General features: G+C 74.6%; 19 protein-coding genes and 1 pseudogene. 13 read left to right on the top strand and 7 right to left on the bottom strand.

Annotation, left to right across the window (positions count from 1 at the left end):
• The first annotated feature begins 95 nt into the window (after positions 1 to 95).
• Entirely contained in the window at positions 96 to 653 is a 558-nt protein-coding gene (locus XF36_RS20025) for an ester cyclase (RefSeq protein ID WP_060713143.1), read from the top strand.
• A gap of 102 nt (positions 654 to 755) precedes the next feature.
• Here XF36_RS20025 and XF36_RS20020 read toward each other — a convergent pair whose 3' ends face one another.
• The 6 genes from XF36_RS20020 to XF36_RS19995 all read right to left on the bottom strand — a co-directional run bounded on the left by XF36_RS20020 (position 756) and on the right by XF36_RS19995 (position 6876).
• Positions 756 to 2378, bottom strand: a complete 1623-nt coding sequence (locus XF36_RS20020; protein WP_060713142.1) for a solute symporter family protein — start codon at positions 2376 to 2378, stop codon at positions 756 to 758.
• Complete coding sequence (locus tag XF36_RS20015; RefSeq protein WP_060713141.1) at positions 2375 to 2728, bottom strand: DUF485 domain-containing protein; 354 nt, start codon at positions 2726 to 2728, stop codon at positions 2375 to 2377. The genes XF36_RS20020 and XF36_RS20015 overlap by 4 nt, the downstream gene beginning before the upstream one ends.
• A gap of 189 nt (positions 2729 to 2917) precedes the next feature.
• Positions 2918 to 4585, bottom strand: coding sequence for a cation acetate symporter (locus XF36_RS20010; protein WP_060713140.1), 1668 nt, complete (start codon positions 4583 to 4585; stop codon positions 2918 to 2920).
• Complete coding sequence (locus XF36_RS20005; protein ID WP_060713139.1) at positions 4582 to 4920, bottom strand: hypothetical protein; 339 nt, start codon at positions 4918 to 4920, stop codon at positions 4582 to 4584. The genes XF36_RS20010 and XF36_RS20005 overlap by 4 nt, the downstream gene beginning before the upstream one ends.
• The gene (locus XF36_RS20000; protein WP_060713138.1) at positions 4917 to 5783 is read right to left on the bottom strand and encodes a LytR/AlgR family response regulator transcription factor; all 867 of its coding nucleotides are present in this window, start codon (positions 5781 to 5783) and stop codon (positions 4917 to 4919) included. The genes XF36_RS20005 and XF36_RS20000 overlap by 4 nt, the downstream gene beginning before the upstream one ends.
• A gap of 1 nt (position 5784) precedes the next feature.
• Complete coding sequence (locus XF36_RS19995; protein WP_060713137.1) at positions 5785 to 6876, bottom strand: sensor histidine kinase; 1092 nt, start codon at positions 6874 to 6876, stop codon at positions 5785 to 5787.
• 117 nt (positions 6877 to 6993) lie between these two features.
• Here XF36_RS19995 and XF36_RS19990 point away from each other — a divergent pair, with 117 nt between their 5' ends.
• The 10 genes and pseudogenes from XF36_RS19990 (at position 6994) to nudC (ending at position 17541) form a co-directional block, all read left to right on the top strand.
• Positions 6994 to 7992 carry a potassium channel family protein gene (locus tag XF36_RS19990; RefSeq protein WP_226363087.1) on the top strand — a complete coding sequence of 333 codons (999 nt, stop codon included), beginning with the start codon at positions 6994 to 6996 and terminating at the stop codon, positions 7990 to 7992.
• Between the two features lie 61 nt (positions 7993 to 8053).
• Positions 8054 to 8746, top strand: a complete 693-nt coding sequence (locus XF36_RS19985) for a hypothetical protein (RefSeq protein WP_060714843.1) — start codon at positions 8054 to 8056, stop codon at positions 8744 to 8746.
• Positions 8743 to 9684, top strand: coding sequence for a transketolase family protein (locus XF36_RS19980; RefSeq protein ID WP_082375527.1), 942 nt, complete (start codon positions 8743 to 8745; stop codon positions 9682 to 9684). Before XF36_RS19985 ends, XF36_RS19980 begins: the two co-directional genes overlap by 4 nt.
• A gap of 10 nt (positions 9685 to 9694) precedes the next feature.
• Positions 9695 to 10558 (top strand): exodeoxyribonuclease III, encoded by an 864-nt coding sequence (locus XF36_RS19975; protein WP_060713136.1) that lies wholly within the window; start codon positions 9695 to 9697, stop codon positions 10556 to 10558.
• Between the two features lie 101 nt (positions 10559 to 10659).
• Complete coding sequence (locus XF36_RS19970) at positions 10660 to 11568, top strand: DUF4142 domain-containing protein (RefSeq protein ID WP_168169542.1); 909 nt, start codon at positions 10660 to 10662, stop codon at positions 11566 to 11568.
• A complete protein-coding gene (locus tag XF36_RS19965; RefSeq protein ID WP_060713134.1) occupies positions 11565 to 12326 on the top strand; it encodes a class F sortase in 762 nt (253 codons plus the stop codon). The genes XF36_RS19970 and XF36_RS19965 overlap by 4 nt, the downstream gene beginning before the upstream one ends.
• A 92-nt stretch (positions 12327 to 12418) precedes the next feature.
• Positions 12419 to 13696 (top strand): aldehyde dehydrogenase family protein, encoded by a 1278-nt coding sequence (locus XF36_RS19960; protein WP_082375525.1) that lies wholly within the window; start codon positions 12419 to 12421, stop codon positions 13694 to 13696.
• Positions 13697 to 13735: 39 nt separating this feature from the next.
• Positions 13736 to 15075 (top strand): annotated as a pseudogene (locus tag XF36_RS19955) (M16 family metallopeptidase).
• 49 nt (positions 15076 to 15124) lie between these two features.
• Complete coding sequence (locus tag XF36_RS19950; RefSeq protein WP_060713133.1) at positions 15125 to 16519, top strand: M16 family metallopeptidase; 1395 nt, start codon at positions 15125 to 15127, stop codon at positions 16517 to 16519.
• Positions 16516 to 17541 (top strand): NAD(+) diphosphatase, encoded by a 1026-nt coding sequence (nudC, locus tag XF36_RS19945; protein WP_060713132.1) that lies wholly within the window; start codon positions 16516 to 16518, stop codon positions 17539 to 17541. Before XF36_RS19950 ends, nudC begins: the two co-directional genes overlap by 4 nt.
• A gap of 84 nt (positions 17542 to 17625) precedes the next feature.
• Here the strand turns inward: nudC and XF36_RS19940 are convergent, their stop codons facing one another.
• Entirely contained in the window at positions 17626 to 17865 is a 240-nt protein-coding gene (locus tag XF36_RS19940; RefSeq protein ID WP_060713131.1) for a mycoredoxin, read from the bottom strand.
• Between the two features lie 162 nt (positions 17866 to 18027).
• Between XF36_RS19940 and XF36_RS19935 the strand changes: the two genes are divergently transcribed.
• A complete protein-coding gene (locus XF36_RS19935; RefSeq protein ID WP_060714840.1) occupies positions 18028 to 20115 on the top strand; it encodes an ATP-dependent DNA helicase UvrD2 in 2088 nt (695 codons plus the stop codon).
• A 152-nt stretch (positions 20116 to 20267) separates the two neighbouring features.
• Positions 20268 to 20567 carry a hypothetical protein gene (locus tag XF36_RS19930; protein ID WP_060713130.1) on the top strand — a complete coding sequence of 100 codons (300 nt, stop codon included), beginning with the start codon at positions 20268 to 20270 and terminating at the stop codon, positions 20565 to 20567.
• Positions 20568 to 20698 lie beyond the last annotated feature (131 nt).

The following is a 20698-nucleotide window of genomic DNA, read 5'->3' as shown; positions in this document are numbered from 1 at the left end:
GTCGGAGCATCGACGGCGCGACGGGATGGCTCCGCTGTCGGGGCGCGCTGTACCGGACGGGCACGGAGACACCGGTCCCGGAAGGAGTACAGGCGATGCAGGCGCGCAGGACGATCGGGACCGTGGTGGCCGCGGGGACGGCGATGGCCGTCCTCGCCGGCTGCGGTGCGGCGGGGACCGGACCCGGGACCCCGGCCGGCCCGGCGGCGGCCGGTGCCGGGTCGGCGGTGGCGGTGGCGGTGGGCACGGCACCGCGCCCGGCCGACGACGCCGACCTGGTCGACCGCAGTCACGGCCTGGTCGAGCCGGGCACGGTGCACGTGGACCGGTCGTTCGTCGACCGGACGCTGCCCGCCGGACGGCCCCAGGGGCCGGACGGGCCGGTGGCCGCCTCGAGCGGGTTCCGGGCGGCGGCGCCCGACCTCCGCTGCGAGCTCGTCGACCTGTACGTCACCGGCGACACGGTCACCGCGCGACTGGTGTTCCGCGGCCGCTTCACCGGCGAGTACCGGGGTGCGCGCGGTCGCGGGCAGGCGATCGACTTCGGTGCGATCGACATCCAGCACATCGGCCCGTCGGGTCGGATCGTCGAGGACTGGCACCTGGAGGACAACCTGACGTTCCTGCAGCAGGCCGGGATCGTGCGCGGCTGAGACCCGGCCGTGGCGCCCGGGCCCCGGACAGCGGAGAGCCCGCGCCCCCGGTGACGGGGACGCGGGCTCGGCGCGTGGGGGTGGTTCGGGTCGGTGTGGCTGTCAGTGTGCCTCGGCCTTGGCTATGCCGGCACCGGTCAGGGACCGGACCTCCATCTCGGCGTACTTGCTGCCGTCGTGGCGCTTCTGCCCGATGTAGGTACCGACCACACCGAGCAGGAACGACAGCGGGATCGAGACCAGACCCGGGTTCGCCAGCGGGAACCAGGCGAAGTTCACGTCCGGGAAGATCGAGGTCTCGGACCCCGAGACGACCGGCGAGAACACGATCAGCACCAGGGTGCTGATCAGTCCGCCGTAGATCGAGTACAGGCCGCCGGTCGTGTTGAACCGCTTCCAGAACAGCGAGTACAGGATCGTCGGCAGGTTCGCCGACGCCGCGACGGCGAAGGCCAGCGCGACGAGGAACGCCACGTTCTGGTCCTTGGCCAGGATGCCGCCGACGATCGCCACGATGCCGATCACGATCGCGGTGCGGCGGGCGACCCGGACCTGGGTGGCCTCGGTGTCCTCGACGTTCCCGCGCTTGATCACGTTGATGTAGACGTCGTGCGCGAACGACGCCGCCGCGGTGATCGTCAGACCGGCGACGACCGCCAGGATCGTCGCGAACGCGATCGCGGCGATGATCCCCAGCAGCACCGGGCCGCCCAGCGCGGCGGCCAGCAGCGGCGCCGCCGAGTTCACCTTGCCCGGCGCGTTGTTGATCGCCTCCGGCCCGACCAGTGCACCGGCGGCGAAGCCGATGACCAGCGTGAACAGGTAGAACAGGCCGATCAGCCAGATCGCGACCTCGACCGATCGGCGGGCCTCCTTGGCCGTGGGCACGGTGTAGAAGCGCATCAGCACGTGCGGCAGGCCCGCGGTGCCGAGCACCAGCGCGATGCCGAGCGAGATGAAGTCGATCTTCGAGGTCAGCGAGTTGCCGTACTGCTGGCCGGGGGCGAACAGGCCCTCGCCCTTGGGCGAGCCGTCCGCGGCGGCCTGCATGATCGCCGAGAAGTTGAAGCCGAACAGCGACAGCGCCCAGATCGTCATGACCAGCGCGCCCGTGATCAGCAGCACCGCTTTGATCATCTGCACCCAGGTGGTGCCGCGCATGCCTCCGATGAGCACGTAGGCGATCATCACGACGCCGACGACGGCGATCACGACACCCTGGGCGAAGGCGCCGGAGATGCCGAGCAGCAGCGAGACCAGCGCACCGGCGCCGGCCATCTGCGCGAGCAGGTAGAAGAACGACACCGCGAGCGTCGAGGTGGCCGCCGCGGCGCGGATCGGGCGCTGCCTCATCCGGAACGCCAGGACGTCGCCCATGGTGAAGCGGCCGGTGTTGCGCATCAGCTCCGCCACCAGCAGCAGCGCGACCAGCCACGCGACCAGGAACCCGATCGAGTAGAGGAAGCCGTCGTAGCCGTTGATCGCGATGGCACCCGCGATCCCCAGGAACGACGCCGCCGACAGGTAGTCACCGGCGATCGCGAACCCGTTCTGGGTGCCGGAGAAGCCGCCGCCCGCGGTGTAGAAGTCGGCCGCGGTCTTCTTCGCGTGCCGATTGTTGACGTAGAACACGATCCCCAGCGTCACGACGACGAACGCCAGGAAGATCGAGATGTTGAGGGCGGGGTTGCTGTCCGCCGTCGCCGCCAGGACTGTCGTGCTCATCGGGTCCCCTCGATCTCGCCGCGGAGCTTCGACGACAGTGGGTCGAGCACGCGGTCGGCGTAGCGGATGTAGACCACGGTGATCGCGAAGGTCGACACGAACTGCAGCAGCCCGAGGATCAGCCCCAGGTTGATGTTGCCGAGCACCGGGGTGGCCATGAAGTCCGTCGCGAAGCTCGCGAGCAGCACGTACAGCAGGTACCAGGCCAGGAACCCTGCGGTCACCGGGAACACGAACCCGCGCAGCCGCCTGCGCAGCTCCTGGAAGTCGGGGCTCGCCTGTGCGGCGGCCCAGTCGGGAGCGCCCGGCGTCGGATCGCCGGGCTGCTCGTCGGACTCGGTCGTACTCACGTATGCCTCCTTGCACAAGCCACGCACGGCCACGGGACCGGACCCAGGAAAGGGCCTTCGGGCCGTGTGCGGAACCCCACACGCACACTCCGGGCGACCCAAGATGCAAGCGGCCGACGACCGGACGATCGAGCGCGGCACCGGACGACGAGCGGTCTTGACGACGATGTCGCCGCTACGCTAAAGCGCTCACTCTCGATCGGCCAGATGGAGCCGTAGCATCGTAGCTTCCGCGTCCGACGGAGCGTGATCGCCCAGTGACACTGCGATCATGACGAGGAACGCGCAGGGCACCGACCACAGCGCCGGCTGGGCGAGCAGCATCCCCGCCGTCCCGCCGAGCCCGAGCGCGGCGCCCAGTGCCATCGAGCCGAGCGTCGCGAGGAGTCCGGCGACCATCCCGGCGTAGGCGCCCCGCGCGGTGAGCCCCTTCCACCACAGGCCCAGCACGAGCAGCGGGCAGAACGTCGACGCCGCGACGGTGAACGCCGAGGTCACCGCCGCGCTGACGTCGACGCGCACCATCAGCAGGGCCGCCGGGACCACGGCCGCCGACGCGGCCAGCGCGGTCAGCCGCAGCCGGCGCAGCCCCGAGGGCATGAGGTCGTGCGCGAGCGCGCCGGACAGTGCGAGGAGCAGCCCGAGCGAGGTGGCGAGGAACGCGGCGAAGGCGCCCGCGGTGAGCATCGCGGTCAGTGCCGCCGCGGTGCCGCCGCCGGTGACCCGCCCGGGCAGCGTGACGATCGCGGTGTCGGTGCCCTGCGAGAGGTACAGCTCGGGGGTGAGCACCGTGCCGAGGAGCCCGTAGACGATCGGGAACAGGTAGAACGCTCCGAGCATCGCGACGGTGATCGCCGCGGTCCGCCGGGCCCCGCGCCCGTCCGGGCTGGTGTGGAACCGCACGATGATGTGCGGCAGCCCCATCGTCCCCAGCGCCGTCGCGACCAGCACCGACCAGGTCGTCAGCAGCGGGGAGGTGTCGGCGGTGCCGAGCAGCGGCAGCGCCCACTCGGCGCCGCCGGGCACGGGCAGCGCCGCGTGGTCGCCGCCCAGTTCGGGCACCGCGGCGCCGTTGGGGAAGACCCAGACGGAGTCGGCGGCGGCGTGGTGCGGGCCGGGGGCGAGCGGGACCGGTGCCCCGTCGACGACCACGACGGTCGGCTCGGTCAGCACCAGCTCGGTGTCGAGCCGGAAGTCGACCGGGGTCGCGGCGGTGAACCGGGTGAACTCCGGCGGTGCGGCCATGTCGGCCCGCAGCGCCGGGCCCGCCAGCAGCAGCAGCCAGATCGCGGGTCCGGCGAACAGCAGCAGCTTGAGCGCGAACTGGAACGCCTGCACGTAGGTGGCCGCGCGCATCCCGCCCAGCGCCAGGGTCAGCCCGACGGCGAGCCCGGACACCACGACCCCGACCCAGTAGTCGACGCCGGAGACCAGCGTCAGCAGCTGTCCGGCCGCGACGATCTGCGGCACCAGGTAGAGGACCGCGATCACCACGACGACCACCGCGCAGAACCGGCGCAGCGACCGCGACCCGAGGCGGGCCTCGGCGAACCCGGGCACGGTCAGTGCGCCGGAGCGGCGCATCGGCGCGGCGACCAGCGCGAGCATCAGCAGATAGCCCGCGGCGAACCCGACCGGGTACCAGAGCGCCCCGGTGCCCTCCTTGATCACCAGCCCGGCGACGCCGAGGAACGAGGCCGCCGACAGGTACTCCCCGGAGACCGCGGCCGCGTTGAGCATCGGCGAGGTCCGCCGGGACGCGACGAGGAAGTCCGAGGTGGTCCGCATCGCCGCGACGCCCCGTGCCCCGATCAGCACCGTGACCAGCAGCAGGACGACGACCGCGGCGGCCGTCACGGGCGTTCCGCGCGTTCGGCCCGGCGCAGGTGCCACCACGCCAGCAGACCGAGCAGCGGGTACGGCAGCCAGGCGACCGCGATCCAGCCCAGTGGGAGCCCGCCGACCCGCCACCGGGCCAGGTCCGGCGCGAGCCGCAGCAGCACCGGCAGACCGAACAGCAGCACCGCGGCGCAGGCCAGGGTGACCACGGCCCGGCGCAGCTGGGCCCGGCGCAGGCCGCGGGCCCGCTCGGCCAGCCCCGGGTCGAGCGCCGCGGCCGGCTGCGGGCGGGGTACGGCCGTGGCCCGCTCGGGCGGTGCGCTGACCGCGACCCGGCGCGGGCGGGAGCTCACGGCCGCCCCCGGCCGCTTCCCTGGCCGCCGCCGTCGCCGTCGGGGCCGCGGTGGCCGTCGAGCGCCCCGGCGGTGGCCGCGGCGAGCAGCTGGTCGCGCAGGTCCCGGGCGTGGCGACGGCTGACCGGCACGTCACCGGCGTCGGTGTGGGCGAGGAGACCGCCGCCGGCGTCACTGCGCAGCTCGCGGACCGCGGGCAGGTGCAGCAGGAAGCTGCGGTGCACCCGTACGAAGCTGTGCGGGTCCCAGTGCTCCTCCAGCCGCGACAGCGGGATCCGCACCAGGTGCGAGCCCTCGGGCAGGTGCAGCCGCACGTAGTCGCCGTGGGCCTCGACGAAGCGGACGTCCTCGCGGCGGACGTAGCGGCTGCGCCCGGCGGCCTCCACCGGCAGCACCGCGAGCTCGTCGACACGGGGCAGCGCGGGCCCCGGCGGCTCCGGAGAGCGCGCACCGGGGGCGCCCGGCCGGGCGGCCGAGCGGCCCGCCCGGGCCCGGTGCACCCGGCCGAGGGCGTCCGCGAGCCGGTCCGCACCGACCGGCTTGAGCAGGTAGTCGACGGCGCCGAGGCCGTACGCGGCGACGGCGTGCTCCTCGAACGCCGTCACGAAGACGATCTCCGGCGGGGTGGCCATCGCGGCCAGCACACCGCCGAGCTCCAGGCCGTCCATCCCGGGCATGGTGATGTCGAGGAAGACGGCGTCGAACCGGCCGGTAGGGATCGCGCGCAGCGCCTCGACCGCGCCACCGGCCCGGGCGACCTCGCCGACGTCGGGCGCGTCGGCCAGCAGCGCGCAGATCTCGTCGAGGGCGGGGGCGACGTCGTCGACGGCGAGCACCCGCAGCGGTGCGGCGGAGGGGACCATCTCAGATCACCACCCCGGGCTGGAACCGCGGGATCCGCAGCACGATCCGGGTGCCCGCGCCGGGTGCGGTCTCGATGACCAGGCCGTGGCCGGGGCCGTAGACCGCGCGCAGCCTGCGGTCGACGTTCACCAGCGCCAGCCCGGCCCCCTCGGCGGTCCCGGCGAGCACGTCGCGGGCGTGCTCGGGGCTCATCCCCGGACCGTCGTCGTCGACGGTGATGACGCAGACGTCCCCCTCGGCCTCGCCGCTGACCTGCACCAGCCCGCCGTCGGCGGAGCGCTCGACGCCGTGCTGCACCGCGTTCTCCACCAGCGGCTGGAGCGCCAGCACCGGGACCGGCACCGGCAACACTTCCGGCGCCACCCGTACCTGCACTCGCAGCCGCTCGCCCAGCACTGCGCGGGCGAGGGTCAGGTAGGCCTCGACCGACCGGAACTCCCCGGCCAGCGGCACGTAGTCGCCGCGTGCGGCCAGCGAGTGCCGGATGAACTCGGCGAAGGTCTCCAGCAGGTCGCGGGCGCGCGCCGGGTCCGAGCGGACGAACGAGGCGATCGTGGTGAGCGCGTTGTAGACGAAGTGCGGCGAGATCTGGGCCCGCAGCGCGCGCAGCCGGGCGGCCTCGGCCTCGGCCTCGCCGTCGGCGAGGCGGGCGCGTTCGAGGACGTCGGCGACGAAGGCGGCGGCCCGGCGGGCCGCCGCGGACCCGACCTCACCGGCCAGGACGAGCACCGGCCCGTCGCCGACGGGCAGTGCGGTGCGGCCGGCCTCGGTGAGCCGCCGCCCGCGGGTCCGTCCGGCGAGCGCGAGGCCGTCCGCGCGGCCGGGGCCCCACCAGGAGTCGGGCAGGCCGGGCCGGACCAGGCCCGCGGCGTCGGCACCGCAGAGCCCGGCGAGCCGGCGCAACGCCTCGGTCGCGGCGGTGGACCCGGCCGGTTCGCGCAGGCCTGCGGCCACGGCGACGCCCGTCTCGAGCGTCTCGGTCGGGTCCGGACCCGGTGCGACGGCACCGCGGAACCGGCGTGCGCTCAGCCGCGGCCGCAGCGACGTGCGCGCGGTCGGCGTCGCACGTTCGTGGTCCCCGTCGGCCGACACCTGAGTGAGGATAGGGCCCGCGCGGTCGGTGCGGCGCGACCTGGGCGCTAGCCTGCGCAGGTGATCGGCTCCACCCGGCTCAGCGCACTCGACCCGCATGTCGAGGGTGCGCTGCGGATGCCGGACACGCGGTCGGGTCCGGTGCGCTCGCTGATGACCCGCCTGGTGATCGCGGTGTTCGCGCTCGGCGCGACGACGTTGATCGTCTTCTTCGGGCGCGACGGCTACCTCGACAACAACGGTGCGGGCGAGATCTCGCTGCTCGACGCCCTCTACTACGCGACGGTGTCGCTGTCGACGACCGGCTACGGCGACATCGTCCCGGTCAGCCCGATGGCCCGCGGCATCAACATCGCGGTGATCACCCCGTTGCGGGTGCTGTTCCTGATCGTCCTCGTCGGCACGACCGTCGAGCTGCTCACCGAGCGGTCGCGGCAGTCGTTCCGGATCCAGCGCTGGAGGTCGCGCGTGCGCGAGCACATCGTCGTCGTCGGCTACGGCACCAAGGGTCGTGCGGCGGTGGAGACGCTGCTGGGCGACGACGTGGACCCCGGGAAGATCGTCGTCGTCGACACCGACCGGGCGCGGCTGGACGTGGCGTCGGGGCTGGGGCTGGTCACCGTGTCCGGCAACGCGACCCGGTCCGCGGTACTGCGCATCGCCGGGGTGCAGCTGGCGACGACGCTGGTCGTCGCCCTGGACCGCGACGACACCGCGGTGCTGGTCACCCTGACCGCCCGCGAGCTGTCCAAGTCCATCTCGATCGTCGCCGCGGTGCGCGAGGCGGAGAACGTGCACCTGCTCCGCCAGTCCGGTGCCAGCTCGGTCATCGTGTCCGACGAGACGGCCGGTCGGTTGCTGGGCGTCGCGACCCGCTCGCCCGCGGTCGTCGAGGTGGTGGAGGACCTGCTCACCCCGGACGCCGGCTTCGCGATCTCCCAGCGCCAGGTCGAGCCGACCGAGGTCGGCGGCTCGCCGCGGCACCTGCCCGACATCGTGCTCGGCGTGGTGCGCGGCGAGCAGCTCCACCGGGTGGACTCCGCCGCCGTCGACGCGCTCGAGCGCGGCGACCAGCTGCTCTACGTCCGCAAGGCCACCCCGCCGGACGAGGAGTAGACCCCTCGGCCTGAATCGGCCCCTTGACCTGAATCGGACTTCAGGTCGCACGGTGGTGACCATGCGATCACCGACCGGCTACACCGACCTCCCCGGGCTGATGACCCGGTTGACCGGCGACGAGAAGCACGAGGCCGCCGCGACCTCCACCCTCGACGTCCTCTGGGTCCTCTACGACCGCATCCTGCGCGTCGACCCGCAGCACCCGGACGACCCCGACCGCGACCGGCTCCTGATCTCCAAGGGGCACGGCCCGATGGCGCTCTACGCCGTCCTCGCCGCCCGCGGCTTCCTCGACCCCGCGACCTTCGAGCGGTTCGCCGCGTTCGACTCCAACCTCGGCCACCACCCCGACCGGACCCTCGTGTCCGGCGTCGAGATCTCCTCCGGCTCGCTCGGGCACGGGCTCGGCCTGGCCGTCGGCACCGCGCTCGGGCTGCGGCTGGCCGGGCGCGACGCACGCACCGTCGTACTGCTCGGCGACGCCGAGTTCGACGAGGGGGCCAACGCCGAGGCCGTCCAGTACGCCGGCCGGGCCGGCCTCGCCGGGCTGACCGCGGTCGTCGTCGACAACAGCTCGGCCTCGCACGGCTGGCCCGGCGGGATCGCCGCACGCTTCGCGGTCGAGGGGTGGGCGACCGTCGACGCCGATGGCCGCGACCACAGCGCGCTGGAGCGGGCGTTCCGCACCGACCACGCCGACCGGCCGCTCGCGGTCGTCGCCCACGTCGAGCCGAAGGGGAGTGTCCGATGACGGGCTTTGCTCTGCTCACCGATACGCAGCACGCCACCACCTCCGAGTCCGCGACCCTGCCCGACCTGCGGGAACGCTTCTACGGCCTGCTGCCCGAGCTGCTCGCGTCCGACCCGCGGGCCGTCGCGCTGCTGGCCGACATCGGCGCCGGCTACATCTACGCACCGGCCGCCGTCGCCGACCGGGTGATCAACCTCGGCATCCGCGAGCAGCTGCTCGTCTCCGCCGCCGGCGGGCTCGCGCTGGCCGGGATGCGCCCGGTCGTCCACACCTTCGCGCCGTTCCTCGTCGAACGGCCCTACGAGCAGCTCAAGCTCGACCTCGGCCATCAGGGCGTCGGTGCGGTGCTGGTGTCGGCCGGCGGGTCCTACGACATGGCGGGCGCGGGCGAGACCCACTTCGGCCCGCGCGACGTGCCGCTGCTCGACACCCTCGAGGGCTGGACCGTGCATGTGCCCGGGCACGCCGACGAGGCCGAGGCGCAGCTGCGCGCCGCCCTGCCCGGCGACGACCGGGTCTACCTCCGGCTGTCGGGCGCGTCCAACGCGCGGCCGTACGGCACCGGGCCGTCGATGACGGTGCTGCGCCGCGGGAGCCGGGGGACGGTCGTCGCGGTCGGGCCGCTGGCGGACCGGACGCTCGCCGCCGTGGAGGGGCTCGACGTCACCGTGCTCTACCCGCCCACGGTGCGCCCGTTCGACACGGTCACGCTGCGCGCCACCCTGTCCGAGCCGGACGTCGTGCTCGTCGAGCCCTACCTGGCCGGGACCTCGCTGCGGCCGGTGGCCGAGACGCTGCGCGACGTGCGGCACCGGGTGCTCGGGCTCGGGGTCGGCGCGGCCGAGCTGCGCCGCTACGGCCGCCCGGACGACCACGCAGCCGCCCACGGCCTGGACGTCGCGGGCATCCGGCGATCGGTGACGCGCTTCCTCTCGTAGGGTCGGGGCCGTGCGTCTGGCCACCTGGAACGTGAACTCCGCGAAGTCCCGGCTGCCCCGGCTGCTGCCGTGGCTCGACGAACGGGAACCCGACGTCGTCTGCCTGCAGGAGACCAAGCTCTCCGACGACGACTTCGCCGCGAGCTTCGACGAGGCACTGGCCGAGCGCGGCTATGCGTGGGCGCACCACGGCCAGGGCCGGTGGAACGGTGTCGCCCTGCTGTCGCGGGTGGGGCTCGACGACGTCGTCCGCGGCCTGCCCGACGAGCCCGCCTTCACCGAGGGCGGGCTCGCCGAGCCGGACGCGCGCGCCGTCACAGCCACCTGCGGCGGACTGCGGGTCACCTCGGTGTACGTGCCGAACGGCCGCAGCCCGGAGGACCCGCACTACGCCTACAAGCTGCGCTGGCTCGCCGCGCTGCGCGACCAGGTCGCGGCGGGCGACCCGGACTCGACGGTCGTCGCCGGGGACGTCAACATCGCCCCCACCGACGACGACGTCTGGGACCGGTCCCTGTTCGACGGCGCCACCCACGTCACCCCCGCCGAGCGGGCCGCGCTCGCCGCGCTGCTCGGGACCGGGCTGCGCGACGTCCTGCGCGAGCGCTGGCCCGACGAGCGGGTCTTCAGCTACTGGGACTACCGGGCCGGCCGCTTTCACCAGGACCAAGGGATGCGGATCGACCTCGTGCTGGCCGGATCGGGCCCTGCCGACCGGCGTGCCGCCGTGTGGGTGGACCGCAAGGCACGCAAGGGGAAGCTGCCCAGCGACCATGCCCCGGTCGTCCTGGACCTGGACGAGACCCCCGACGGCGACGTCGGGCCGGTCGTCCCGCCGCCGTCGGCCCCGGCGCCGCTCAGCCGCCGGCGATAGCCACTCGCCGCTGCCAGGTCCGCCGCGCGATTGGAGCTGCGCCACATGGGGTAGGGCGATAGCCCATAAGGTCTAGCAGTGACTCCCGGGGGATGACTCGCATGACGCGTAGGACCATGACCAGCCCGCGCCGGATCAGCCGCACCGTCGGTGCCGCCGTCGCCGCGGCCGCGCTCGTCGGACTGACCGCCTGTGGTGGCGAGACTCCGCAGGTGCCGAACCTGCCGGACAACCTGCCGCAGGTCCCGGGCGTCGGTGACCCGCGCCAGGCGTTCGGCGACGCCCACCAGAAGGCCCTCGGGCTCGCCGCGCTCGGCGGCATCGGCCTGGAGCAGGGCGTCGGGAACACGGTCAAGGAGCTCGCGCCGCAGGTGCAGGGCGAGGGCCAGCAGCTCAACGACAAGCTGCGGGGGCTGGCGTCGGCGATCGGGGTCTCGCTGCCCGACCAGGTCTCCCCGGAGATCCAGGCCCAGGTCGACGACCTGAAGGCCCGCACCGGTGAGCAGTTCGACCAGGGCTGGCTACAGGCTGCGCAGGCCCAGGTCGGAGCGCTCAGCGACCAGGCCCAGCAGCTGCTGAACGTGCCCGGCCTGCCGCCGGAGCAGCTCGACCAGGCCCGGGCGCAGCTGACGAACCTGGGTGAGCTGAAGACCAAGCTGGACCAGGCCGCGGCCGCGGCCGGCGCCACGACCCCGGGCTCGGGCAATGCCGACGGGAACGGCTCCGGCGCCGACGGGAACGCCGCCGGAGACGGGACCGCGCCCGGCAACGGCTCCGGCAACGGGGCCGGCAACGGGGCCGGCAACGGGGCCGGCAACGGGGCCGGCAACGGGGCCGGCAACGGGGCCGGCAACGGCTCTGCCTCCGGTTCCGGCTCGCCCGCCGTCGACGCCGGCACCGGCGGCCAGGCGGCGTCGGCGTCCGACGTCGCGCTGCCGGTCGCGCTCGGCGGTGCCGGGCTGCTGCTGCTCGTCGCCGGCGCCGTCCGGCTGCGTCGCGCCCGCGCGTGACCCGTCGGCGCTGGCGCCCGGCCGGGGGCGCCCGGGGAGCGGTCGCGCTGCTGCTCTTCGGCGTCGTCCTGCTGGGCTCCGGCGCCGGTCTCGCGCTCGGCGGTGACACCCGCCTGGAGGCGAGCGACCTCGGGGCGGTCCCCGCGGAACCCACCGCCGCGACGCGTGCGGTGCCGGCGGCCCGGGTACTGCCGGTCCTGGCGCCGCCCGACCCGGTCGCGGTACCCGGGGCCCCGATCGCGCCGCGCGAGCCGTGGACCGTCTCGGCGGTCTTCCCGCGCCCCGCGGCCGGGCCCGGCGCCGCGTCGCCGCCGGTCGTCCCGGCCGTCCTGGAGCTCCCCGCGCGCGGCCTGGCCGCACCCGTCGACGCGGTCGGCACCGCCCCGGACGGCGGGATGGTCGTCCCCGAGCAGGTGCGCACGGTCGGCTGGTGGGCACCCGGCGTCCTGCCGGGCGGCACGACCGGGAGCGCCGTGATCGCCGGCCACGTCGACTCGCGCACCCAGGGCATCGGGTTCCTGTCGGTGCTGCCGCAGCTCGTCGTGGGCGAGCCGGTCGTCGTGCGTGGTGCCGACGGCCGCACCGCCGGCTACCGGGTCGTCGCGCGTCGCGAGTACGGCAAGCACGACCTGCCCCGCGAGGTGTTCCGCCGCGACGGCGACCCGCAGCTCGTCCTGATCACCTGCGGCGGGGTGTTCGATCCGGCCGCACGGAGCTACGAGTCGAACATCGTTGTCTACGCCGTCCCGGAGCCCTGACCCGCCGCCGGCCCTGCTGCGTCACGGTGAGCAGAGCGGTCTCACCGGATACCGGGTCGGCCCCTCGCCGGCGACCGCCTACCCTGACCTGCGTGAGCAGCACCGTGACCGCCCCGCAGGAGACGACCGAGGCCCCGGAGTACGCCGCGGTCCGTGAGGCCGCGCAGCGCGCCCGGGCCGCCGCCCCGGCCGTCCGCGCGGCGGGCGAGGGCCGGATCGACGACGCCCTGCGCGCCGCCGCGTCGCTGATCCGGGACCGTGCGCACGAGCTGCTTGAGGTCAACGCCGCCGACGTCGCGACGGCCGAGCGGAACGGCATGGCCGCGGGTCTGCTCGACCGGCTGCGGCTGGACCCCGAGCGGCTCGCGGGCATCGCCACCCAGCTCGAGGTGCTCGCCGCGACCCCCGAGCCGCCCACCGAGTGGCCGGTCCGCACGCTGGAGACCGGCGAGCGGGTGTTCGAGCGACGCATCCCGGTCGGCGTCATCGGCGCGGTGTTCGAGGCCCGACCGAACGTGACGGTGGACGTCGCCTCGCAGGTCCTCAAGGCCCGCAGCGCCGCCGTCCTGCGCACCGGGTCGGCCGCGCTCGGCAGCGCCACCGCACTCGTCGAGCAGGTGCTGCGCCCCGCACTGGCCGACGCCGGGCTCCCCGAGGCCGCCGTCCAGCTCGTCCCGCTGCCCGGCCATGCCGGCGCCGAGGCACTGGTCGGGCTGCCCGACCTGGTGCCGCTGGTCGTCGTCCGCGGGTCCGGGGACGTCACCCGCAAGCTGTCGGTGCTCGGCGCGACCGCGGGTACCCGGGTGCTCGCCCACGCCGACGGCGGCGGGGTGCTCTACCTCGACGCCAGCGCCACCGAGGCCGACGTCACCCGCCTGGTCACCGACTCGACCGACCGGCTCGGCGTCTGCAACCGGCTGAACCTGCTGCTCATCGACCGGCCCGTCTACGACACCCTGCTGCCGGTCGCGAAGGCCGCCCTCGACGCCCGCGGCGTCGCGCTGTCGCTGCCCCCGCACGACCACCCGCTCAGCCACGAGTGGGCCCTGGACTCCGGGGCGGAGGCGCACGTGACCGTCGCCGTCGTCGACGGGCCGGACGACGCCGCCGACACCGCAGTCCGGGAGACCTCCGGCCTGGCCGCGACGATCTGCGCCGCCGACGAGCAGGTCGCCCGGCGCTTCATCGACCGCTACACCGGCACCGGGGTGTTCTGGAACGCGCCGTCGCGGCTCCTCGACGGCTACAAGCTGCTCGGGCTGCCCGAGACCGGCATCAACGTCGACCACACCCCCGGCCCGCGCGGCCCGGTCACCTACCGCGACCTCGGACTGCGCCAGTTCGTGATCCTGCCGCCCGAGCACGCCTGACCGGGCAGGTTGTCGGGGGTGGGGGATAGCCTCGCTCCCGTGTCCGTGATCGCCGACAAAACCGCTCTCGAGCTGCACCGGGCCACGCTGGCCAACGGGCTGCGCGTGCTCGTCGTCCCGGACCCGGCCACCCCGGTGGTCGGGGTCTCGGTGCACGTCGACGTGGGCTTCCGTTCCGAGCCGGAGGGCCGCACCGGCTTCGCGCACCTGTTCGAGCACCTGATGTTCCAGGGCAGCGAGAGCCTGGAGAAGCTGGAGCACTTCCGGCAGGTCCAGTCCGCGGGCGGGATCTTCAACGGCTCGACCCACCAGGACTACACCGACTACTTCCAGGTGCTGCCCGGCGCGGCGCTGGAACGGGCGCTGTTCCTGGAGGCCGACCGGCTGCGGGCCCCGAAGCTCACCGTCGAGAACCTGCGCAACCAGGTCGACGTCGTGAAGGAGGAGATCCGGCTCAACGTCCACAACCGCCCCTACGGGGGTTCCCGTGGATCCTGCTGCCCCCGGTCCTCTACGACGCCTTCCCGAACGCGCACAACGGCTACGGCGACTTCTCCGAGCTGGAGCAGGCGAGCCTGGACGACGCGGCCGCGTTCTTCGACACCTTCTACGCGCCGGGCAACGCCCTGGTCACGGTGCACGGCGACCTGTCCGAGCACGGTGTCGACGGCACCCTGGCCCTGGTCGAGCGGCACTTCGGGGACATCCCTGCCCGGCCCGTCCCGCAGCGGCCGTCGTTCGCCGAGCCCGCTCCCGGTGCCGAGCGCCGGCAGGCGGTGGCCGACGCGCACGCCCCACTGCCCGCGCTCGCGCTCGGCTACCGCGTCCCCGACCCGGCGGCCGAGCCCGACGCCTACCTCGCCCACGCCATGCTCGCCACCGTCCTGGCCGACGGCGAAGCCTCGCGGCTGCAGCGCCGCCTGGTCCACGGCGGCGCCGACGGGGCGGCCCTGGTCACCGACGTCTCGGCGTCCAACGGCCTGATGGGCGGCCCGTTCGACGCCCGCGACCCCGACACCTTCACCATCACCGCGGTGCACCCGGCCGAGGTGTCCGCGGACCGGGTCACCGCCGCGGTCGACGAGGAGCTGGACCGCCTCGCCGAGCAGGGCCCCGACACCGAGGAGCTGGCGCGCCAGACCGCCCGCTGGGTCGCCGCCCTGCACCGCGAGGACGACCGCGTCATGTACCGGATGCTCGGGCTCGGCGCCCGCGAGCTGCTCTACGGCCGCGCCGAGCTCGCCGTCGAGCTCCCCGGCAGGCTGGCCGCGCTGACCGGTGCCGACGTCGCCGCCGCGGCCGCCCGGCTGCGGTCCTCCGGGCGGGCCGTCCTGCTGGTCGAGCCGGCCGCCGAACCGCCCGGGGACGGCGGCGCGTGAGCGCCCCGACCCGTCCCGGCACCGTGAACCACACCGAAGGGGGCCCTGCGTGAGCGCCGCCCGCACCCACCGCAGCGCGGAGGAGATCGGCCGCACCGAGCGCGGCCCCCGCCCGCTGCCCGCGCTCGGCCGGACCAAGGAGGTGCCGCTGCCGGACGTGCTCACCGAGACCCTTCCGAACGGGCTGACCGTCCTGGCCGCCCACCGTCCGGGGGTCCCGCTGGTCGAGACCGTCCTGCGGATCCCGGCCGCCTCTCCGGAGCCGGTCGCCGACGCCGCCCGCACCGCGGGCACCGAGGTGCTCGCCGAGACCGTCCTGACCGGCACCGCGGGCCGCGACCGGATCGGCATCGACGACGCACTGGCCTCGGTCGGCGGGGAGCTCGGCGTCGCCGTCGACCCGGAGTACCTGCAGGCGGGCGGCTCCGCGCTGGCCACCGGACTGCCGACGGTCCTCGACGTCCTCGCCGACGTCCTCACCGGCGCCACCCATCCCGACGCCGAGGTCGCCCGTGAGCGATCCCGGCTGGCCGAGCGGATCGCGGTCGCCCGCGCGCAGCCGCGCACCGTCGCCCGCGAGGCGCTGATGCGCCGCCGCTTCGGCGACCACCCGATCGTCTCGGAGATGCCGACCGCCGAGGCGGTCGCCGCGGTGACCCCGGAGCGCGTGCGGGAGCTGCACGCCGACGTCGTCGTCCCGGACGGCGCGAGCCTGGTCCTCGTCGGCGACATCGACCCCGAGGCCGCGATCGCCGAGGTCGCCCGCCGGCTCGGGGGATGGACCGGTGACCACCCCGCCCGCTCGCTGTCCGCCCCGTCGATGCCGCGGGCGGGCGACCTGGAACTGGTCCACCGGCCCGGCTCCGTGCAGTCCCAGCTTCGCCTCACCGCGCCCGGCCTGGACCGCACCGACGAGCGCTACACCGCCTTCCAGCTCGCGAACCTCGTGTTCGGCGGCTACTTCTCCTCGCGCTGGATGGAGAACATCCGGGAGGACAAGGGCTACACCTACGGCGCGCACTCCGGCCAGGAGTTCGTGCCCGGCGGTGCGGTGCTCGGCCTCGACGCCGACGTCGCCTCCGACGTCACCGCCGCCGCCCTGCTGGAGACCCGCTACGAGCTCGGCCGCATGGTGGCGGTCCCGCCGGCCGAGCAGGAGGTCACCTCGGCCCGTCGCTACGGGATCGGCTCGCTGCTGATCTCGCTGGACAGCCAGTCCGCGCTGGCCGGCACCCTGTCCGCGCTGCACGCCGCGGGGCTCGACGTCGACTGGCTCCGGGACCGGCCGCGCCGGCTGGAGGAGGTGACCGTCGACGAGGTCGCCGAGGCCGCCACCGCGCTGTTCGCGCCGACCCGGTTCACCGGGGTGATCGTCGGGGACGCCGACGTGATCGGGCCACCGCTCGCCGCGCTCGGCGGCGTGGTCCGCGGAGGCGGGCGATGAGCCGCGGGGACTTCTCCCTGACCGAGGAGCCGGTGCTGTCGCGCAACGCGCTGTCCCGCGACGAGAACCGGCGCCTCGACCCCGGTTACGTGCGCGACACCTGGGCGACGGCACGCGTCGTCGTCGTCGACGAGTCGGGCCGCACCCCGGTCGACTGGGAGGTCGAGCCGGGCCGCGAGTTCCGCGATGTCGACGCCGCCGCCTGGGACGACGCGGCGGGCCGCGGCGGGCACGTCCGGACCCGCGCGGGCACCGACGTCGCCGCGGAGCCGCCGGCCGAGGCCGTGCTGCTCGGCGAACGCGACGGCGTCCCGTACTGGGCGGTGCGTGTCGGGACCGAACGCACCGCCGACAGCGACATCTTCACCGGCGAGGGGGAGTGGGCCGACCTGCGCGCCGCCGGCGCGTTCCTCGACCCGCTCGGATCCGGGCTGCTCACCGGTGCGGTCGCCACGCTGAGCTGGCACGACCGCGCCCGGTTCTGTGCGATCGACGGCACCCGCACCCGCCCGCACAACGCGGGGTGGGCCCGGATCTGCGACAACGGCCACGAGGAGTACCCGCGCACCGACCCGGCGATCATCTGCCTGGTGCACGACGGCGCGGACCGCGTCCTGCTCGCCCGTCAGCCGGTGTGGCCGGCCGGGCGCTACTCGGTGCTCGCCGGGTTCGTCGAGTCCGGCGAGTCGCTGGAGGCGTGCGTGCACCGCGAGATCTCCGAGGAGGTCGGCATCGCGGTGTCCGACGTGCGCTACCTCGGCAGCCAGGCGTGGCCGTTCCCGCGGTCGCTGATGGTCGGTTTCCACGCGATCGGGGATCCGGACGTGCCGCTGACCCCGCAGGACGGCGAGATCGCCGACGCCCTGTGGATCACCCGGGACACGCTGCGGGCGGCGCTGGCCCGCGGCGACTGGGGCTCCCGGGACGAGCCCGACCCCGGCGACGGCCCGGTCGTTATACTGCCGGGCAAGGTCTCGATCGCGCGCACCATGCTCGAGTCCTGGGCAGTGGCCGGGGGCTGACCCCACGGACGAAGCGACAGCTCGCCCCCGGTGAGGTACCGGTGGCGGGCCGTCGCGCTCCGTGGTGGGAGATCAGGGAAGGTGTCAGACCCCGAGTCGGGTCTTCACCTCGGAGAAGCTGGGGTTCGTCGCGACCGACTCGTCCGGGAACACGACGGTCGGCACCGTGCGGTTGCCGCCGTTGGCCTTCTCGACGAACGGCGCGGCGTCCGGCTCGCGCTCGATGTCGATCTCGCGGTAGCCGATGCCGGCCTGGTCGAGCTGCAGCTTGAGTCTACGGCAGAAGCCGCACCAGCTGGTCGTGTACATCGTCAGGTCCGCCATGTCGGGTACAACCGGTCAGCTCCGCGGATTCTTCCCCGTCGGCTGTGACCTGCCTGGCACCCGGACAGGCGGGGCGGGCGGCCCGTGACCGTCGGGGGTGGGTGTCAGGATGGGTGGGTGCCGTCCCGATCCGCCGCCCGCCCCGCCCGTGCGACCCGCGCCGTGCCGGACCCGGTCGGCGCGGACGGTCTGGACCCCGAGCAGCGGGCCGCGGTGTACGCACCGCGCGGCCCGGTGTGCGTCCTCGCGGGGGCGGGCACCGGCAAGACCCGCACGATCACCCGGCGGATCGCGCACCTGGTGACCTCGGGCCATGTCGCCGCCGGCCAGGTACTGGCCGTCACCTTCACCGCCCGGGCCGCGGGGGAGCTGCGCACCCGGCTGCGTGCCCTGGACGCGTCCGGGGTGCAGGCCCGGACGTTCCACGCCGCCGCGCTGCGTCAGCTGCGCTACTTCTGGCCGCAGATGGTCGGTGGCAGCCCGTGGCCACTGCTCGACGGCAAGCTGCGGCTCGTCGGCCAGGCCGCCGCCCGCGCCCGGGCCGGCACCGACTCCGACGCGCTGCGCGACCTCGCCTCCGAGATCGAGTGGGCGAAGTCCACGCTGGTCGCCCCGTCGGACTACGCGGCCGAGGCTGCCCGCCGCCGTCGAGACACACCCGGCCCGGCCGAGCAGGTGGCCGCCGTCTACGCCGCGTACGAGGAGCTGAAGAACGCGAGCGAGCAGCTCGACTTCGACGACCTGCTCCTGCACACCGCGATCGCGCTGGAGGAGCACGGTGGCGTCGCCGAGGAGTTCCGGTCGCGCTACCGGTGCTTCGTCGTCGACGAGTACCAGGACGTGACCCCGCTGCAGCAGCGCCTGCTCGACGCCTGGCTCGGCGACCGCGACGACCTGACCGTCGTCGGCGACGCCAACCAGACGATCTACACCTTCGCCGGCGCCTCACCCCGCTACCTGCTGGAGTTCCCGCGCCGCTTCCCCGACGCCGCCGTCGTGCGCCTGCAGCGTGACTACCGCTCCACCCCACAGATCGTCGGCTGCGCGAACCAGCTGATCGGGGCGGCCCGCAACCGGCCCGCCGGGTCCCGGCTGCAGCTCGTCGGGCAGCTCCCGCCGGGGCCCGACCCGGACTTCTCCGAGCACGAGGACGAGGCGGGGGAGGCCGCCGCCGTCGCGGGCCGGATCCTGACCCTGATCAACGACGGCACCGAGCCGTCGGAGATCGCGGTGCTCTTCCGGATCAACGCCCAGTCCGAGGCGTTCGAGCAGGCCCTGTCCGACGCCGGGGTGCCCTACCAGATCCGCGGCGGCGAGCGGTTCTTCAACCGGCCCGAGATCCGCCGGGCGATGCTCGCGTTGCGCACCGCGGCGCCGGACCAGCGGCCGGGCACCGACCTCGTCGACGTCACCCGCGCGGTGCTGACCGCGCGCGCCGGGCTGACCGACGAGCCGCCGAAGGGTGCCACCCTGCGCGCGCAGTGGGAGTCGCTGCTGGCGCTGGTCGGCGTCGCCGAGGAGCTTGCCGCGGTCGAGCCGCAGGCCGACCTGCAGCGGCTGTGCGTGGAGCTGGAGACCCGCGCCGACCACGCGCAGGCGCCCGTCGTCAACGGCGTCACGCTGGCGTCGCTGCACGCCGCGAAGGGCCTGGAGTGGGACGCGGTGTTCCTCGTCGGGCTCGCCGACGGCACCCTCCCCATCGGCCACGCGGGTGACGACGAGGCCGCCGTCGAGGAGGAACGCCGGCTGTTCTACGTCGGCGTCACCCGCGCCCGGCGGGTGCTGTCGACGTCGTGGTCGCTGTCCCGGGCCTCCGGGCGCGGCCCGAAGCGACGCCGCTCGCGGTTCCTCTACGGACTGATCCCGGACTCGCACCCCGCGTCCCGTGTGGCCGGCGAGCGCCGCCCCGGGGGCGCCCGGCCCAAGTGCCGCGTCTGCGGGACCCCGCTGTTCGGCACCACCGCCACCAAGCTCCTCCGCTGCGACGACTGCCCGTCCGATGTGGACCTGGAGCTGCTGGACCGGCTGAAGCAGTGGCGGGCGGCGGAGGCGAAGGCGCAGGACGTGCCCGGTTTCGTCGTGCTCACCGACGCCACGCTCACCGCGATCGCGGAGCAGCGGCCGACCGGCCCGTCGGCCCTGGTCGGCATCCCGGGGATCGGCGCGGCCAAGCTGGACCGCTACGGCGACGAGGTGCTCCGGGTGCTCGCCGAGCACGAGTCGGAGGGGGCGCGTCCCCCTCTTCGGTAGGGATCTGCGTGAACTTCCGGCGAGACTTCGAATAATCGGTTGCCGTGCCGTGTGCAGCACTTCTAGTGTCGTCGGCACCAGGTGGAGCGCCACGCTCCCGACACAGACGCGTCGCGCGGGAGACCGCGGGCGGAACCGCAGGAGGTGACGAGATGGGCACGATCAACACGACCGACCTGATCGGCGCCACCCTGTCCGCCCCGGCCCCGGCCCCGGTGTGCGTCCCGGAGCAGACCGTCGTCGCGCACGACGTCGCTCACGCGGGCATCGCGGTCACCGCGGAGTCCGGCGTCCGTCGTCGTCAGCAGGGGGTGGCGCTGCTCGCGCCGTCGACGCCCCGTTCCACGGGTGAGGTGTACCCGCAGGGCGGCATGTCGGTCGCGGTCGCCGGCCCGATCTTCGATGACAAGTGCACAGCTGCGTTCGTTCCCGGGCGCCGAGGGGGTACCTGACCTCCTCAGCACCCAGCGAGTCCCATCGGGGCCGCGGAACCCACGCACACGGGTTCCGCGGCCCCGATTTTTTGTCCCAGGTTCCGTCCCGAGAGATGACACACCCTGACCAGACCGGTCCTGACCCGTAG

Source organism: Pseudonocardia sp. HH130629-09, from assembly GCF_001294645.1.
Lineage (GTDB): Bacteria > Actinomycetota > Actinomycetes > Mycobacteriales > Pseudonocardiaceae > Pseudonocardia.
This window is presented reverse-complemented; position numbering and strand designations above follow the sequence as displayed.